17 protein-coding genes and 1 pseudogene are annotated in these 15672 nt (G+C 69.7%); 5 read left to right on the top strand and 13 right to left on the bottom strand.

Annotation, left to right across the window (positions count from 1 at the left end):
- Nucleotides 1-168 precede the first annotated feature (168 nt).
- Nucleotides 169-903 carry an AfsR/SARP family transcriptional regulator gene (locus ABT297_RS31360; RefSeq protein WP_350556013.1) on the bottom strand — a complete coding sequence of 245 codons (735 nt, stop codon included), beginning with the start codon at nt 901-903 and terminating at the stop codon, nt 169-171.
- A 238-nt stretch (nt 904-1141) separates the two neighbouring features.
- Nucleotides 1142-1567: a hypothetical protein gene (locus tag ABT297_RS31355; protein ID WP_350556011.1), complete on the bottom strand. Its 426-nt coding sequence runs from the start codon at nt 1565-1567 to the stop codon at nt 1142-1144.
- Nucleotides 1568-2683: 1116 nt separating this feature from the next.
- Between ABT297_RS31355 and ABT297_RS31350 the strand changes: the two genes are divergently transcribed.
- Together ABT297_RS31350 and ABT297_RS31345 are read left to right on the top strand one after the other, a co-directional pair.
- Nucleotides 2684-3211 (top strand): hypothetical protein, encoded by a 528-nt coding sequence (locus tag ABT297_RS31350; RefSeq protein WP_350556010.1) that lies wholly within the window; start codon nt 2684-2686, stop codon nt 3209-3211.
- Nucleotides 3204-3983, top strand: coding sequence for a hypothetical protein (locus ABT297_RS31345; RefSeq protein WP_350556009.1), 780 nt, complete (start codon nt 3204-3206; stop codon nt 3981-3983). The genes ABT297_RS31350 and ABT297_RS31345 overlap by 8 nt, the downstream gene beginning before the upstream one ends.
- 288 nt (nt 3984-4271) lie before the next feature.
- On the opposite strand, the gene ABT297_RS31340 is transcribed toward ABT297_RS31345, so the two are convergent.
- Together ABT297_RS31340 and ABT297_RS31335 are read right to left on the bottom strand one after the other, a co-directional pair.
- Entirely contained in the window at nt 4272-5810 is a 1539-nt protein-coding gene (locus ABT297_RS31340; protein ID WP_350556008.1) for an IS1380 family transposase, read from the bottom strand.
- 268 nt (nt 5811-6078) lie between these two features.
- On the bottom strand, nt 6079-6396 hold the full coding sequence (locus ABT297_RS31335; RefSeq protein ID WP_350556007.1) for a 2'-5' RNA ligase family protein: 318 nt from the start codon (nt 6394-6396) through the stop codon (nt 6079-6081).
- Between the two features lie 760 nt (nt 6397-7156).
- On the opposite strand from ABT297_RS31335, the pseudogene ABT297_RS31330 reads away from it, so the two are divergent.
- The 3 genes and pseudogenes from ABT297_RS31330 to ABT297_RS31320 all read left to right on the top strand — a co-directional run.
- Nucleotides 7157-7456, top strand: a pseudogene (locus ABT297_RS31330) (RHS repeat-associated core domain-containing protein); the annotation flags it as partial.
- 39 nt (nt 7457-7495) lie between these two features.
- Nucleotides 7496-8224: a hypothetical protein gene (locus ABT297_RS31325; protein WP_350556006.1), complete on the top strand. Its 729-nt coding sequence runs from the start codon at nt 7496-7498 to the stop codon at nt 8222-8224.
- 45 nt (nt 8225-8269) lie between these two features.
- Entirely contained in the window at nt 8270-8725 is a 456-nt protein-coding gene (locus tag ABT297_RS31320) for a hypothetical protein (RefSeq protein ID WP_350556005.1), read from the top strand.
- A 505-nt stretch (nt 8726-9230) separates the two neighbouring features.
- Here ABT297_RS31320 and ABT297_RS31315 read toward each other — a convergent pair.
- The 9 genes from ABT297_RS31315 to ABT297_RS31275 form a co-directional block, all read right to left on the bottom strand.
- On the bottom strand, nt 9231-9500 hold the full coding sequence (locus ABT297_RS31315; RefSeq protein ID WP_350556004.1) for a CbrC family protein: 270 nt from the start codon (nt 9498-9500) through the stop codon (nt 9231-9233).
- Nucleotides 9501-9675: 175 nt separating this feature from the next.
- Nucleotides 9676-9849 (bottom strand): hypothetical protein, encoded by a 174-nt coding sequence (locus tag ABT297_RS31310; RefSeq protein WP_350556003.1) that lies wholly within the window; start codon nt 9847-9849, stop codon nt 9676-9678.
- A 44-nt stretch (nt 9850-9893) separates the two neighbouring features.
- On the bottom strand, nt 9894-11663 hold the full coding sequence (locus ABT297_RS31305; RefSeq protein WP_350556002.1) for an ABC transporter ATP-binding protein: 1770 nt from the start codon (nt 11661-11663) through the stop codon (nt 9894-9896).
- Nucleotides 11660-12388, bottom strand: a complete 729-nt coding sequence (locus ABT297_RS31300; protein WP_350556001.1) for a class I SAM-dependent DNA methyltransferase — start codon at nt 12386-12388, stop codon at nt 11660-11662. Before ABT297_RS31300 ends, ABT297_RS31305 begins: the two co-directional genes overlap by 4 nt.
- Nucleotides 12378-12974, bottom strand: a complete 597-nt coding sequence (locus tag ABT297_RS31295; RefSeq protein ID WP_350556000.1) for a TlpA family protein disulfide reductase — start codon at nt 12972-12974, stop codon at nt 12378-12380. The genes ABT297_RS31300 and ABT297_RS31295 overlap by 11 nt, the downstream gene beginning before the upstream one ends.
- A gap of 9 nt (nt 12975-12983) precedes the next feature.
- Nucleotides 12984-13514, bottom strand: a complete 531-nt coding sequence (locus ABT297_RS31290) for a MauE/DoxX family redox-associated membrane protein (protein ID WP_350555999.1) — start codon at nt 13512-13514, stop codon at nt 12984-12986.
- Complete coding sequence (locus ABT297_RS31285; protein WP_350555998.1) at nt 13511-14248, bottom strand: SDH family Clp fold serine proteinase; 738 nt, start codon at nt 14246-14248, stop codon at nt 13511-13513. Before ABT297_RS31285 ends, ABT297_RS31290 begins: the two co-directional genes overlap by 4 nt.
- 5 nt (nt 14249-14253) lie before the next feature.
- Entirely contained in the window at nt 14254-15270 is a 1017-nt protein-coding gene (locus ABT297_RS31280) for an MvdC/MvdD family ATP grasp protein (protein WP_350555996.1), read from the bottom strand.
- Between the two features lie 47 nt (nt 15271-15317).
- Nucleotides 15318-15578 carry a hypothetical protein gene (locus ABT297_RS31275; protein WP_350555995.1) on the bottom strand — a complete coding sequence of 87 codons (261 nt, stop codon included), beginning with the start codon at nt 15576-15578 and terminating at the stop codon, nt 15318-15320.
- Nucleotides 15579-15672: the final 94 nt, after the last annotated feature.

Raw genomic sequence — 15672 nt, 5'->3', positions numbered from 1 at the left:
ACCGCCAGGTGGTAGATCCGCAGGTCGGCGAAATGGTGCCGGTTGCCATACCAGTTGTGTCCGATGCCGGCGACCAGCCACGCCATCGCCGCCACCGCAAGCCGCCAGGCAATTGCAGTGAGCTGTCTCATCGATCCCCATCGTAACAGTATCGAGATCGTGGACGACTCACTGCCGCAATAGCTTCAGATTGGCTTCCTGTAGTGAGGCAGATGGCTCGATGCCGAGCTCGTCGAGCAGGCGCAGCCGGGTCTCCGTGTAGAGCTCCAGCGCCCGTGAGGTCTGGCCGGAAGCGCTCAGCGTGAGCATGTACTTCTCAACGACCAATTCGTCGAAAGGCTCTTCATTCAAGTACGCGCCGAGCAGCCCACTGAGGTCACGCCGATCCTCCATCAGCAGGCTTATGTCGGCGACCTTGATCAGGCACCGTCGGCGTTCCGCGCGCAGGTCCTGGCGGACTCCCACCGCCCATTGACTGTGCATGCCATGCAACGGGTCGCCGGTCCACTCGGCCAGCGCGCCCTCGAGCCGGCGCAACACCTGTGCGGTGTCTTCTTCAGCCAGCGCTGCATTCGTTGCGGCTCGGAAGCGATGTATGTCGACCGCCTGCGGGTCGACCATCAGGACGTAGCCCTCTCTCAACCGCCGCAATGCTATCGTCTGATTTGCGGCCTTCCCGACGTCGAGTCGCTGACGCAGTCTCGTGATGTACGACGAAAGCACGTTACGCACGCGCGTCGGCGGCTCTTTCTCCCAGGTGCGTTCGATCAATGTGTCCGGGTTGACGGCAATGTTCGGAGTCATGAGCAGGGCGCCGAGAACGGTCCGCTGCCGCCAATGACCAAGATCGAAATTTTGACCGAGAAAAGTCGCTCGAAGATTGCCGAACATATGAAACTGCACTGCTGTTCCCCGCGACCCCGTAGTCCCGTCGAGCCCCCACATGGATCGACGGACCGCCCATGCCGGGCCAGCAGGACGGTAGCGACCGGAGCCATGCTAGTGGATGTCTTACATCGATGCAAGCGCATGTTAATTGGAGGCAAAAGATACGTGTCGGACAAAGGGTTTGAGGATCAATTACGCCGACCGCCCGGCGGGGATCGGATTCCGAAGCCGGGCGGTCGGCTTGCTCACCTGCTCAGGAGCATTCCACGTTGATTTCATTGGACAGCTTGGTGCCGCCGCCACCACCGACGTAGGTCCAGGTGATCTTGGTCCGGAACCGCGAGTACAGCGAGCTGGTCGCGCAGCGGTAGTCCGTCGGCGAGAACGACGCGGACGAGGGCGTGCTGGGGTATCTGGTGACCCGGGTCGCGCCGACCTCACTGCCGTTGTGCGTGATGACCAGCGTCACCTTTGAGATTGCCAGGCACGACTCGCTCGTGTAACTGCCGGAGCCGCGGACGTAGCCCCCGGAGAACACCGTGTAGCCGATATCCACGGTGGTGCTGCAGGCCAGGTTGGCGGCAGTGGTGGCACCCGGACTTGCGTGCGCAGCGCCCGGTGCGGCCAATGCTGCGGCCGCAACCAACCCTGCGGACAGTGCGCCGATCGCCTTCTTCATGCCTTTCCTCTTTTCTTGAGGTCGAGCTTGCTAGCCAAGTCTCCGGCGACGGCGTTGACACATCATTGAACGATCGTTGGCCAGGGCAGGAGACGAACTAACCTAACGCCTTCATTGGTTAGGGATGTCGCGGGCTGGCGGCCGGGAACCCGAAAGTGCCCTGTCGGGTGGCCGGAGGCGGTCTCACCCTCCGGCTCCCACAGATCCCGGCGAAACCTCTCGACTTACCGGGCTCTTGTCGCCCTGGTCACCAGGCGGTCGTGAGCGAGGTGTTCCATGCCCAGTGCACGAACAGGCCCCACCGCCTCGCGACGGTCCTCTTCCAGTACTGGAGGGCTTTCTTCTTGCTCCGCAACCGTTTGAGCTCGCGACGGAGGAACCGCATCAGGTAGGCGTTGATGCGCTCCAGCAGGGGGTGCAGTTTGGATCGGTGGAACGCTCCGTGGAGGGGGTAGGAGGCAGGCGCGGTGGCGTGGTCGTCGGTAGGTCCCAGGGTCTGTATTCCTGCGGTTTCCCGCCAGGTCGTCCCACCCGTGGTGGCCATGGACGGCGCTTCCGTTTCCAGCCTCCCCCGTCAATCCGTGCGTAAGGTTCTCCCTTACACGGATTACCGACGTCCTACACCTGGCGGCATGCACGGTGCTGCCGTACGCGACGTTTCCGGCGAGGTGTTCCAGACTGAGGCGGTTGCCTGACATGATGATGTGCTTCATGCCGTTGCCCCGGCCGGAGCGTCCGTGTCGTTTGGAGAGCAGTTACGCCATCCGCTCGGTGACGTAGTGGTCGAGCTTGGCGAAGCTGCGGGCCGAGTTGCCATAGCGAAAGTACTGGCGCCCCCTCGAAGGAACTGGTTGAGATCCTCGACCAGCCAGCGGGTCGGGGTGTGGCATCGATTGCGTCCGGTCATCTCCCGGATACGGGAGCGCGCCCGGGACATCGCTTTGGCGCTGGGCCAGCACGCCGGATAGCGGAACTTCGGATATCGCTGCGACGGGACCATCCGGTGATGGAACCCGAGGAAGTCATACCCAGGGTCATTGCGTTTTCGGGTTGCCGCTGATCACGGCGGTGATGAGGTCGTGGGGACGGCGGTCGGCGCGTCGGGTGGCGCGGGCGATGTTGGCTTTGCCGCTGGTCCGGTGGAAACCGATCGCGGTTGGCGGCGCCGATCCGCTTCGACCTGCCGCCCTCGGCCGGTACTGCGCGATCGTGGTGCAGAGCCTCATCGCCTACCCCGTCGTCCTGGTGTCCGCGATCCTCCTCGGCGGCCTCGATCCGGCCAACGACTACGTCCGGCTGACGTTAGCCGTGCTGCTGGTCTGTTCCGGCTCGGTGGGGCTGTTCAGCGTGCTGGGCTATCTGATCCTCAGGTTTCCGTTCAGTCCGGGCATGGCCAACGGCTGGCTGCTGCTGGTCGTCGCGCTCGGGGGAGTCTTCGGCGTCCCGGAGTCGGTCGTCGGCCCGTTGTCGTGGGTGTCGTTCGTCCTTCCCTATCGCGAGGCCCGCGCCTGGGCGGAGACCGGCTCGCCCGCCCACCTGGCGGCCGCCCTGGCGATCACCGGCGCGCTGGCGCTGCTGCCACTGCCCCTGGCGAAGAGGTTCGATACCCAGAGCAGGGAACAGGCGGTGGCGACGAATGTCTAGCGACGCAATGGTGGGTGACCGCCTCGCCGCCAGCGCGGGACACGCCTGGTGGAGCTACAAGGGACTCTTCTCCTGGCTCAACGTCCGGGGCTACGTGGCCTCCCGGATCATCAAGCCGATCGGGCTCTCGCTCGTGTTCTACGAGATGGCGGCGCAGTACACGCGCTCGGCGGACTACGTCATCGCGACCGCAGCCGTGCTCACCGTCACGACCTCCATCGCCTTCGGCGGTTCGCTGGCCACCGGCAACGAGCGGCTCTACGAGACGCTGCGGACGTGGCAGCGCTCGCCCATCGGCAAGGTACGTTCGACGGTCCTGCGGCTGTTGCCGCACCTGGTCGACGGGTTTATCTCGGGGACGATCACCTATCTCATCTGCTGCTTGCTGCTGTGGCGTTGGCCGCTGCCCTTCCTCACCGTGGCCGGCGTCCTCGCCCTCGCCGCGGTCGGGGTCGCCGGAGCGGCCCTGGCGCTGTCCGGTCTTGCCGTGATCCTGCGGGATCCGTTCGGTGCCCCGAACATGCTGCAGCTGCTGTACACCATTGCGGGTGGTTCGCTGGTCCTCTTCCGGGACCTGCCGGCGCCGCTGCAGTACGTCGCCGACGCGTTGCCGGCGTCCTACATCACCCGGTGGTGCGCGGACGAGGTGGCCCGTCAGCCGTCGCCGTTCCAGTGGCTGGCCTTCACCCTCGTCACGATCGCGTGGCTGGGCGCCGGACTGCTGGTCGTCGCCGTCGTCCATCGGTCCATCGAACGACCCGGGAGTTCATAAGAAGGCAGCGGCGGGTGACAGGTCCGGGTTCGTGCGCGGATGCCGGCCCTGGTCGCGCCTACCGACCGAGCTGCCGGTTGAGGATGGTCTCGTAGTCCGCACCGTCGAAGAGGCAGATGATCATGTGCTGAGGGTGGTCGTGGCGGTCGGTGGGCTTGGTCGAGCGTTGACCCGTCCCGGGCTTGTGCCCGTTTTGCTGCGGTTCGGGTGGCGGGTTTCCGCTGCTGGACGCGTCAGACCGCCGCCGCGGCCGCGCGGCGGTGCTCGGTGACGCGGTCCGGCTTGTGGTCAGCCGTAGCCGAAGCGGGTTCGTTCGGTGGTGGCCCATGCGCTGAAGAACCGGTCGAGGTTGACGGTGTAGGAGAGCAGTCGAACGACGATGGCGCGAGCCCGGACGATGACCATGGCCGGGACGCGGACGACGGTGTCGAGAAACCGCTTGAACTCCATGCGGATGAAGCCGTGCCGGTCGTGCTTACGGTGCATCATCATCGCGTGCCAGGACTTGATGTTCCAGGCCAGGGCGGCGATGAGCATGTAGGCCCAGTTGCTGTGCAGGTCGTCGACGGGGGCGCGTAGGGCGCCGAGGCCGGACTTGAGCTGGCCGTGGATGTTCTCCTGGTCGCAGCGCTCGTTGGCCAGCTCGACGATCCGCGCCGGGGGGTGGGTGCGGGCGCTGTAGGTGGTGAAGTAGAAGAAGTAGCGGACCTCGTCGATGAGTACGTCTTCGCCCCTGGCTCGGCTGATGTTCTTGCGGAGCACCACGATGCGGTAGGCTCGCCGGCATTTCCTGGGCTGGTAGGTGAACTCGGCGACGTCCTCGTGGTTGAGCCGCAGGTTGAGGAACTTCCGTTCCCGCACGACCTGCTGTTTGCGGTTATGGCGTCGTGCCCGGGTCGTGCCGGTCTTGTTCTCGTACGAGGCTGGCCGCTGCAGGCTCTTCCACGCCGTCTCGGGCAGGGCCCCGGCCCGGGTGCGCAGGGCGGCGATGTTGTCCGTGCCGAGCACGAAGTCCACCTTCTCGGCCCACCGGTCGAAATGGGCGGTCAGGGCGAAGTCGGTGTCACCGCGCACGCACACCCGTTTCGCGTACGGTGCCACGAGGGCGATCGCCCGGTCGACCCAGGTGGCGGCGTCCAGATGACTGGGGGCGTTGCCGGGCCGGTTGACCAGGTAGAGCACCTCCCGGGTGTTCGCGAGGGTGACCAGCAGCGGCGCGTAACCCCAGATCCCTTTGTAGGAGATGTCCATGCCCTGCTTGAGCTGACCGGTGGTGGGCACGATCGTGCCGTCCACGTCCAGGTAGGCCACCGCACCGAGCAGATCGGCGCCACGCCCGCGCCACAGCGCCGGCCGTACCGAGTTGATCGCGTCCATCAACGCGAGGATGTCGGCCTCGGTGAAGCGGCGCAGGAAATCGCCCACCGTGGTCGGGTCCGGCAGCAGCCTGGCCCCGAGCCCGTTCATCAACGGCACGTCGTTGCGCAGCCGGTCGACGTCCTCCAGCCGGGTGCCGCCCGACAGCACGCTGTAGGCCAGGGTCAGCACATGATCGGACTGGTGATACGGCAGATGCATCTTCAACAGCTCAACGCCGGCGTCGATCGCCCGCACGAGGCCGAGCCGGGTGACCAGCCGGTGCATCGCGAACAACCCGCCGTACGGGGTCGCCTCGACGTTGCCACCGATCTCGTAGTTGATCTTCTGCGAGGTGAGGATCGGTTCTGACCGCTCACCCCAATGCCCCGCCTGCCGATGCCGCGCCTCGACCTTGTGCTGCCGGCGTGCCGCGTTCCGACGGCTCTGCTCATGCGTTAGCTTCTTCACCACAAGGGACCTGTTCTGCCGGGCTGCGTTGGAGTCGCAAACCCCGGCAGGGTAAGGCCCTTGGTCTATCTCCAAGCCGATCCAGCGCCCGACACGCTTACTGAAGGACTAGAGTGGTCGACCATCGAGGGCGTTGGCACCGGGTGCCGAGACCCCAGCGCACGTGCGCTGTCATGCCGCCGTTGGTGCGCGCCGGCGGGCGAAGACTCGTCACCAGCTCTTACCGGCTCGGCTTCCTGCCCTGGAGACAGTGGTGCGTGCGTCCCTCTCACGAAGCCGCGCCGAGGGGAATGTCAAGCTCTCGGACGCGCCTTGCGTCTTTGTCCCGGCGGTAGACGGTTAGGGACAGCGCCCTGCCGATCAGTGGCAGGTCCATCTCAGCAGCCTCGCTGACGCCGGCGCGTAATGCCACCTTGTCGGCATGGCGACCGACGGTCATGTGGGGAACGAAACGCGACGGCCGTTGCGCTCCGCGAAGTACCTGGCGGTAGATGGACTCGTGCAGCTGCGACACCTGCTCTCGTCCCTCGCTGACCAACAGGAACAGGTACTCGTCTTCCCAAGTGTCATCGCGCGGTCGACACATCGATTACCGTCAACAAAAAAGGCCAGCTGAGCTGGCCTTTTGCTCCGTCGGGACAGCGGGATTTGAACCCACGACCCCGACCCCCAGGGGCTTGATCCGGGTCCACTATGGAGTGTCGGCTCGTGTCGGCCTGTATCCCCACATCCAAGTGACCTGCCGAAACTAACACGGCTGTGTGCTGACCGGTGCTGTGTGATGATGCCACCTCCACCTGGAGTTGATCTCCGCTGTGAGCGCATTCGTTAGCTCCTCGGATCAAGTGCCGTTCGTGATGTCGCGTCCACGATGGACTCCCAGGCATAGACGAGGGTGCCTGTCGGGTCGATCTTCAGGTTGGATTCGGCGGTCGGTCTGCTGTGTCGAGGTGTGTGATGGCTGCTGGTGGTGTGATGGGGTCGGCGAGGTCGTGGGCGGCTTGGCGGCGGCGGGCGGCGTTGACGCGGGAGTAGTAGCGCAGCAACGTTGCGGGGTCGTGGCCGAGGCGTTCGGCGACTTCGGGGATGCCGTATCCGAGGTCGAGGAGGTTGGAGGCGAGGAGGTGGCGGATCTGGTGGGGGGCCGATCGGGCGGACTCCGGCGGCGGTGGCGAGTTGGTTGAAGCGGCTGCTGACGTTGTCCGGCCGTAGTGGCTGGCCGTGGCGGCCGGTGAATATGTAGCCGGCGACCAGCGCGGTCTTCGCGCATGGTCTGATGTTGGTCAGGGCGGCGAGGGCGGTCGGGCCGAGTAGCAGGCTGCGGGTACCGCCACCCGGTACTACTCCTGGGCTGGTCAGGTCGTGGCCATGATGACCACCGGGGCACCGGCACCTGGCTCATCGGCGACCACCAGAACACGCAGAACATCGCCGTCGCCGCCGGCAGCCAGGCGATCAGCATCCGGCGGCAGAACCCCTACGGCGCGCCCCGCGGCGGCTCGCCCGCTTGGCCGACCGCCAAGGGTTTCGTCGGCGGCGATCGCGACGCCACCGGCCTGACCCACGTCGGCGCCCGTGAGTACGATCCCGCGATCGGCCGGTTCCTCTCGGTCGACCCGGTCTTCGCCCCGACCGACCCGGCGAGCACGAACGGCTACGCCTACGCCAACAACTCGCCGGTCACCATGTCCGACCCGTCCGGTCAGCGGCCGGACTGCGACGGCGACTGCCTCAAGGAATGGGCGGCGGTGCAGACGGAGGAGGGCCGGCAACGCAAGGCGGAGGAGGACCGGATCGACAACGACATCGACGCACCCTGCAACGCCGTCTGCGCCAAACGCCGCTTGGCCAAGGCCCGCGCCCAGGCCAACGCCCACCTCGGCCCGCCGCTACTGACCGAGAAGGTCGTCGCGACCGGCGGCGAGCAGCAGTTCGCCCTTGAGGACGTCCCGCTGTCGATGGTGTTCGGCGACCCCTACGTCGCGAAGGACTACTCCTCGAAGACGACGGTCTCCGAGACCACGGAGTGGGCCGAGGGGATGGGCGGCGTGAACACGATGTCCGCTGATGCTGAGATCTCCGGTGAGGTGATCTCGGGCAAATTCAGCGACAGCTGCGAGGACTCCTGGAGCTACACCTGGACCAAGTCGGTGACGACGGAGGTCGAGATCTCCGACTCGTTCCACACCGATGCGGGCAAGCAGTACGTCGTCGTGCCGATCGTCTCGGTGAAGTGGGAGACGGTCCAGTACTCCGGGCACCGCAGCGACGGCACCACCGTCGACTTCACCCAGATGCGGATGAAGGTGACGTACCTTGGTCCCCAGATGCAGCCCGTCAAGTTGGGATCGATCCCGTCCGGCGGCAAGAGCGCGAACGATGTCGGAGCCTCCATCCTCAAACACCTCGGGTAGGATGTCATGCCGCGGTCGTTGGTGACAACTGCGCTGGTAGGTCTGGTGGCACTCGTCGGGCTGGTCGCTTGTACCGGCCCGGCGGGGCCCGCCGGGCCGGCCTCCCGATCGGCCTCGGTGCCGGCCACCACCACCGCGCCCGACCTGTCGACAAGCTTTCCCTATGCCGGTCGGCCGGTGGGCCGGTGGAACTCGGCGGAGCGCGCCGCGGCGCACGCCGAGGTCGCCATCCCCGGCGACCGGTTCATCAAGGTCCGGGCCCGCTGCTCGGGCTCGGGTCAGCTCGCCCTGCGCATCCGCGGCAAGGCCTTCGACCACGAGGGCCGGATCGACTGCGACGTCGGATGGCGATACGTGTCGATGCTGTTCCCGCCCGAGCTGGAGCCGGTCGATCCCGGCCCCTTCCCCATGCTCATCGACCGGGCGGACACCATCACGTCGTGGGACGTGGAGGCGCTCGCGCTGAACGTCTCCACCCCGGTCACGCCGCGCGCGTCGTGACGAGTCCCGGCCGGCGACGGCGAGCGCGGCCCTGGCCGTGCTCGCCGGGTCGGTCGCCTGCACCGGCCCGGCGGCACCGCCCGGCGCGGCCCCGGCGGCGAGCCCCGATCCGTCCGCGTCGCCGTCGTCCTGAACGCACCGGTGCGTCGCATCCTCGCCCTCGTCGTGCCGGTGGCCGCAGTGCTCGCTGGGGTGGCCGCCTGCAAGCGTCCGGAGGCGCCGGCCGGGCCGGTCGAGGAGGCGGGCGTCCCCGGCGGACAGCTGATCGGTGCGTGGGGTTCGGGGGTCTCCGGCAGGCTGCCGGGGCGGGTCGAGATTCCGGGTGGGCGGCTGCTCACCCTCCGGGCGCGGTGTTCGGGATCCGGCGTGATCACGGTGAGGGTCCGCGGGGGCCGGTTCGAGAACACGGCGCAGTGGGAATGCGACGGGCGGTGGCGGCTGTCGGGGTTCGTGTTCCCGCCTGTGGGGTGCCAAATCCTGGCTCCCTGGTCTGACAGCGATGGCGTCACCACTGCTCACGGATGGCTTGCACCGCATCCGGAAAGGCTGCGAGATCGTCCGCGCCCGCGCGGCCGTAGAACGCTGCGGCGTCATTGCAGTGGTGCAGCCACCGCTCCTGTTGCCAACCATGGAAGCCTGGCGTTCGGTGCAAGACTTCGTTCGTAACCGCGACCGGTACATCGGTGTCCGACCAGGACACGTCGGTGAACTGAGCGTCGCCGCAGCGACCCGTGTTCCTGGCAAGCGCGGGGGGACATGGAGGCGGACGAGCCAAGGCCTAGCAGGCCAGAATCGCCCGAGCGCTGAAGTAGTTCAGCTCACCCACCGACGTCACCGCACTGCAGCACGAACTGGCGGATCAGTCGACCAGGAACCGGGCCGTCGACGACGCCAGCGAACGCGACGGCAGCACGGCAGGCTGAGCACGCCCGGGTCGACGCTCCGACTGCTCAGTAGGGCAGCGGACCGGTGCCGAGCCCCCGCAGGGACGCGCGGACCATGTGCGTGGTCGACACCATCGCGTAGCAGCCGCTCACCCGCTCGCCAGCCTGCCACTGACTCTGGTCGTCCAGGTACGAAAAGTACCGTGGTGGCCGGCCGCCCGGGCGACGGCGCCCGGTCACGGTGTCCCGGCGTGGTAGCCGGCCGCCCCGGTGGCGGCGCCGGGTCACGGTGGCCCCGGGTGGTAGCCCTCCGCTTGGATGGCGAACAGGCGCGCGTACTGGCCTCCGGCCGCGACCAGCGACGTGTGGTCGCCGTGCTCGACCACGGTGCCGGCGTCGAGCACGACCACGTGGTCGGCGTGGCGGACGGCGTTGAGGCGGTGCGAGACCAGCAGGCACGTGCTGCCCGTCGCGGCATCGAGCAGCGTCCGGTGTACCTCCTGCTCCGCCTCGGCGTCCAGCCCGGCCGACGGCTCGTCGAGGACCATGAGGTCGCGCCCGGCGTGGTGCAGTGCCCGGGCGAGGGCGAGGCGCTGCCACTGCCCGCCGGACAGCACGACGCCGGCCTCCGGGTGGTCCTCCTCGCCGGTCGCGAAGACCCGGGACAGCAGCGTGGCGTAGCCGCGGGGCAGCCGCCGCACGAAGCCGTCCGCGCCGGCCGTGGTCGCGGCCGGCCGTACCGTGGCGGGGTCGTCCACTTCGGACAGCGCGATGTTCTCGGCCGCGGTGAGGTCGTAGGCGACGTGGTCCTGGAACACGGCGCCGATGTGCCGGCGCAGCGCGGCGACGTCGAGCTCGCGCAGGTCGGTGCCGTCCCAGAGGATCGCGCCGCGGGTCGGGTCGTAGAACCGGCACAGGAGTTTGACGAGGGTGGATTTGCCGGAGCCGTTGCGCCCGACGAGCGCGACGGCGGTGCCGCGGGGGATGACGAGGTTGACGCCGCGCAGGACCCACGGGTGCTCGTCGGTGTAGCGGAACCAGACGTCGCGCAGTTCGATGGCGTCGCGCAGCGGGCCGGGGTCGCGGGTGCCGGGCGGCAGGTCGGGTCCGGCGCCGACGACGGTCTGGTAGTGCGCGAAGTTCTCGAGGGCGAAGTGGACGCGGGCGCCGTCGTCGGCGAGGGTGGCGAGGGCGGCCTGGACGCCGGCGACGGCGGTCACGAACACGACGACGTCGCCGGGGGTGAGGCGGCCGTCGCGGGCGGCGGCGACGGCCCACAGCAGCCCGGCGCCGGCGACGGCGGCGGCGAGGACGGCGAGGACGGTCTGGACGGCGGCGTGGTTGCGGTCGACGCGGCGGCGGGCGGTGTCGGCGGTGGCCCGGTCGGTGAGGATGCGGGCGTGCAGGAACGGGGTGGCGGCGAACAGCCGGAGTTCCTTGGCCACGCCGATGGTGGTGAGCAGGTGGGTGTAGAACATCTCGCGGCGCTGGACGGGGCCGATCCGCCAGTACATGCGGGCGCGCTGGCGGGCGAGGCCGAGCTCGGCGAGGACGGTGGGGACGCCGCCGGCGAGCAGGGCGGCGGTGACCCAGGGGCCGAGGAGGGCGAGGGAGGCGGCGAATCCGGCGATGGTGACGGCGGAGCGCAGGACGCCGAGGGCCCCGTCGACGACCTCGCCGCAGGTGAGGTCGCCGGTTTGCTGGGCGAGGCGGAGGCGGTCGAGGTAGTCGGGGTCCTCGAAGCGGCGCAGCCCGGCGAGGCGGTCGACGGCGTCGAGGAGGCGGCGCTGGGCGGTGCGCCCGGCCCGGCGGTCGAGCTCGTGGCGCAGGTAGGTGGCGAGGTGGGGGGTGGCGCCGAGCAGGACGCCGACGCCGGCGAGGAGCGCGGCGGGGCCGAGGTAGGCGCGGCCGGCGATGAGGTCGTCGATGACGGTGCGGGTGAGCCAGGCGCCGGCGACGGGTGCGGCGCCGGTGGCGAGGACGAGCAGCACGTACCCGGTGAGGCGGCCGGGCGCGGCGCGCAGGGCGAGGCCGAAGACGGACCGGAGTCTCATGCCGGTTTCAGCGCGTGGTAGCCGACGAGCCCGGCCGGGAACGGCGAGTCGCCGTATTCGTGGAAGGTCCGGGCGTGGAACCCGGCCGCGGTGAGTCCACGGAGGACGGTCGCGGGCTCGTACAGCCGGACGACGTGCTGTTCGTCGGTGCGCCGCCAGGTGTCGCCGGAGCGCCGGAACAGGGTGATGCGCCGGGTCAGGGTGTCGGTGTCCACTGTGGTCGCGGCGACGAGGGTCCAGCCGGGCTCGTCGCGGTGCAGGATGGTGTGGCCGCGCTCGGCCGGGTCGGGCGCGTTGAGGTCGAAGGCGAGGAGTCCACCGGGTCGCAGGGCGGCGGCGATGCGCCGGACGAGAGCCGGGAGCGAGGCCCTCGGGTCGAACTGGTAGCCGAGGCACTGCCCGACCGAGAGTACCGCCGCGCACCGGGGCAGTTCGACGTCCACAAAGGACGCCTCGACGAACCGCGCGGCCGGGGCGGTGACGCGGGCCAGGTCGAGCATCGCAGGGGAGAGGTCGACGCCGAGGACGTCGTAGCCGGCGTCGAGCAGGGCCCGGGCGAGCACGCCGGTACCGCAGCCGAGGTCCACCACGAGGCCGTCGCGGATCCCGGCCCGGCGGAGGAAGGACAGCATCGTGGGGATCGCGAGCTCGACGAAGCCGGTGTGCCCGGCGGCGTGGGCGAAGGCGAGGTCGGGGCCGTAGCCGGCGACCGGCTCAGCGGGCATCGCGGGCCCCGACCGGCTCCTGCCACGAGGCCAGCTGGGCCTGCCAGTCGGGGCCGCCGACGGGGCCGCGGGCGGCAATGCGGCCGGCGGCGTCGACGAGGCAGAAGTACGGCATCAGGCCCGGCGGGTTGAAGTCGACCACCATCGTGGTGCGGGTGGCCGGCGCGGCCAGCACCGGCACGCTGACGGTGACGCCGTCCTCGTCGCGGACCAGGGCGAGCCAGTCGCGGGCGCGGATCGGCCCGACGTCGACCACGACGACGACCTGGGTGCCGGCCTGCTGCGCGAGCGGGGCCAGGTCGCCGAGGAGCGGCAGCACGTCGCGGCAGTGGTCGCAGCTGGGGGAGAGCAGCAGGTACAGCACGGGGCGCCCGGCCAGCCGCTGCCCGGTGATCCCCTGCCCGGCGAGGGTCATCGCGTTGAACTGGGGCGCGGCCGAGCCCAGCGGCAGGGGTTCGCCGTCGTGCTCGCGCTCGTAGCGCACGTGGTCGGCGGCCCGCAGCCGGGCCGAGATGCGCAGCACCAGCACCAGGTTCAGCAGGCAGACCAGGCTCAGCGCGACGAGGACGAAGGAGGTGGCGTCCATGGGGGCTCCTCAGTCGGTACCGGCGGCGGTGACGGCGGTGTGGACGACGTTCGCGAGGTTCGTCACCACGAGGGTGGTGGCCGCGCCGGCCAGCGCGACGAGGACCGCGTCGACGCCGGTGAGCGGCTCGGCCGGGGTGCCCGCGGCGAGCGCGAGGCCGGCGATGCCGAGCAGCAGGCCGTTGCGGGCGATGTCGTACCAGGAGACCGGTACCGGGCTGGCGCCGAAGCAGTGGCACGGCACGTGCAGCCCGCGGGCCCGGACCGAGACCAGACCGGCGGTGTAGGCGACGAGGAGGGCTGCGGCGACGACCAGAACAGGCGGTACCACATCCGGCTTGGCAGTTCCGAGGGCCAGCAGGGCGACCACGGCGACCTCGGTGGACGTGAGGAGGGTGGCCACGGCGCCGGTCAGCCGCTCCGGCAGGAGCTGGAACGCGCGCACGGACTGCACGAATCCGCCCCGGTCGCGCAGCTTGCTCACCGCCGACGCGGCGAACGTGAGCCCGATGACGGTCAGGCCGAACAGGTGCGCGATCACGGTGCGTTCCCTTCGAGAGCGGCCCACAGGAGGTCCTCCTGCTCGGCGTCGGGGTAGGTGACGCGCAGGCCGAGGGCGCGGGCCTGGCCGCGGGTGACGACGTCGTCGTGGGCGTGCCGGCCGGTGACGAGGTGCTCGACGAGCGCGGCGCGGGCGGCCGGTTCGGCGTCGGGCAGCTGGAAGGCGAGCAGCTCCGCGGCGATCCCGCGGACGAGCCGCTCGGCGCGGTAGAAGGCGCCGAGGGTGCCGGGGAAGACCCGCTGGGCGACGAGGGCGAGCACCTGCAGGCGGTCCTCGGGCCGGTCGACGCCGAACCAGTCCTCGGCCATCGCCCGGAACGCGCGCAGGTCCTCGGCGGAGAGCACGGCGGGCTGCCCGGGTTGCGGCGGGCCGGCCGCGGCGATCTGCGGGTCGAGCGGGCCCAGCTCGGCGAGGGGGCCCAGGACGAGCTCGTGCGCGGCCAGGCACAACAGGGTTCCGGAGGAGCGGGCGCGGTGCGGGACGAGGATCGTGAGCCGGTCGGTGTAGTCGTGCAGCAGCAGCGCGAGCCGCCGCGCCGCGGTGGCCGGGCCGCCGGTCGTGGCCAGGACCAGATCCAGCTTCGGTACCCGACCGGCGCCCCGCAGATGCTCGTAGCATCCGGCCGCGGTGTCGTGGTCGATCGGGCCCTGGAACAGCACGGCGTGACTGTCGCGGGCCTTGCCCAGCGCCGGCAACGGGATCAGCGGGCTCATTGGGCTCACGCCTGGCCGCCGCGCATGAGCAGGGCGGCCATCGCGTCGCCGAGCCGCAGTTCGGGCACGCGGTCCTCGACGAACAGGAACTGCCCGTTGGGGTTGATCTCCAGGAAGACCAGCCGCCCGTCCGGGGTGCGGATGAGGTCGACGGCGCCGAATTCCAGGTGGTACCCGCGGGTCAGCGCAACGCACCGCGCGGCCACGGCATCGGGCAGGGCCGCGGCCCGCCAGGTCGCGTCGGCGCCGGGCAGCCGCCAGTCCATGGTGCCGGCGACGACCTCGGCCGCGAAGACCTCGTCGCCGATGACGGTGACGCGCAGCTCGCTCGCGATCGGCAGGCGCTCCTGGAACTGGCACGGGACCGCGCGCACCGCCTCGCCGTCGCCCAGGGTCGCGGCGGTGACCGGGGTGGTCGCGACGAACAGGTTGTCGGGCGGCTTGTGCCAGCCGTGCCTGCCGTGCTCATGCCTGCCGTGCCCGCCGCGCTCGGCGTGCCGGCTCGCGGCCAGGTACGGGTCGGACAGGACTTTGTAGACGGTCTGTCCGCCGCACTCGTCGAGGAACCCGCGGGCCGCTTCGGGGTCGGTGGTGATGAGGGTGCGGGGTACCGTGAAACCGAGCGCTTCCGCTCGATGCAGCTGCTCGGCCTTGTATCCGGCGCGGCGGATGGCGTCGGGATGGCTGACCCAGCGGGCGCCGAGGGTGCCGAGCAGGCCGAGCACCGCGTGGCCGGTCTCCTCCATGGCGAACTCGCGTTGCCGCTCGTCGAGGTCGGGGCGCAGCCCGAACGGGCCCGGTTTGCGCCACCAGATCGAGGTGAGGCCGGCGAGGTCGACGGTTTTGCCCGCCTCGGGCAGGTGCAGCGTGACGCCGTGCGGCGGGCGGCCGGTCAGGCCGGCGGTCAGGTCGCTGGAGTTGAGCCGGACCGGTTCGGCACCGCGCTCGCGCAGCAGCGCGATCAGGCGGTCCGCGTGTGCGTCGATGTAGTCGGTGACGACCAGGATCCGGCTCTCCCCCATGACACTCCCATCGATGTGCTCACATCACCTGCGGTTCAGGCGTCGGGTCACCCGTAGTCGCAGCGGATGTAGCAGTTGGGAAAGCCTGGGCTCTGACACCCGGAGCCGCTCATGTTGCAGGCCGTGCCCGTCGAGCTGCACCGGTTGTAGCCGGCCGGCCCGCGGCTGCACAGCGCCGCACCGAGGGTCACCTCGTCGTCCCCGGCCCACACGAACTGCTGCAGCTGCGGGTCGTAGTACCCCAGGTCCGGCGCGGCGGCCGGCTCGGGCTCCAGGACGGCGACGTTGAACGCGAAGAGCTCTGCCATTTTCTGACCTCCTTCCCCGTTGGCATTACCATCGACGACCATCCTGGCCATAGATCACCGCGAGTGTCCAGACCGTCGCCGATGGATATCGATG

Source organism: Dactylosporangium sp. NPDC000555 (genome assembly GCF_040300025.1).
Taxonomy (GTDB): domain Bacteria; phylum Actinomycetota; class Actinomycetes; order Mycobacteriales; family Micromonosporaceae; genus Dactylosporangium.
Note: the sequence above shows the minus strand (reverse complement) of the source record. Positions and strands in the feature narration are given on the sequence as shown.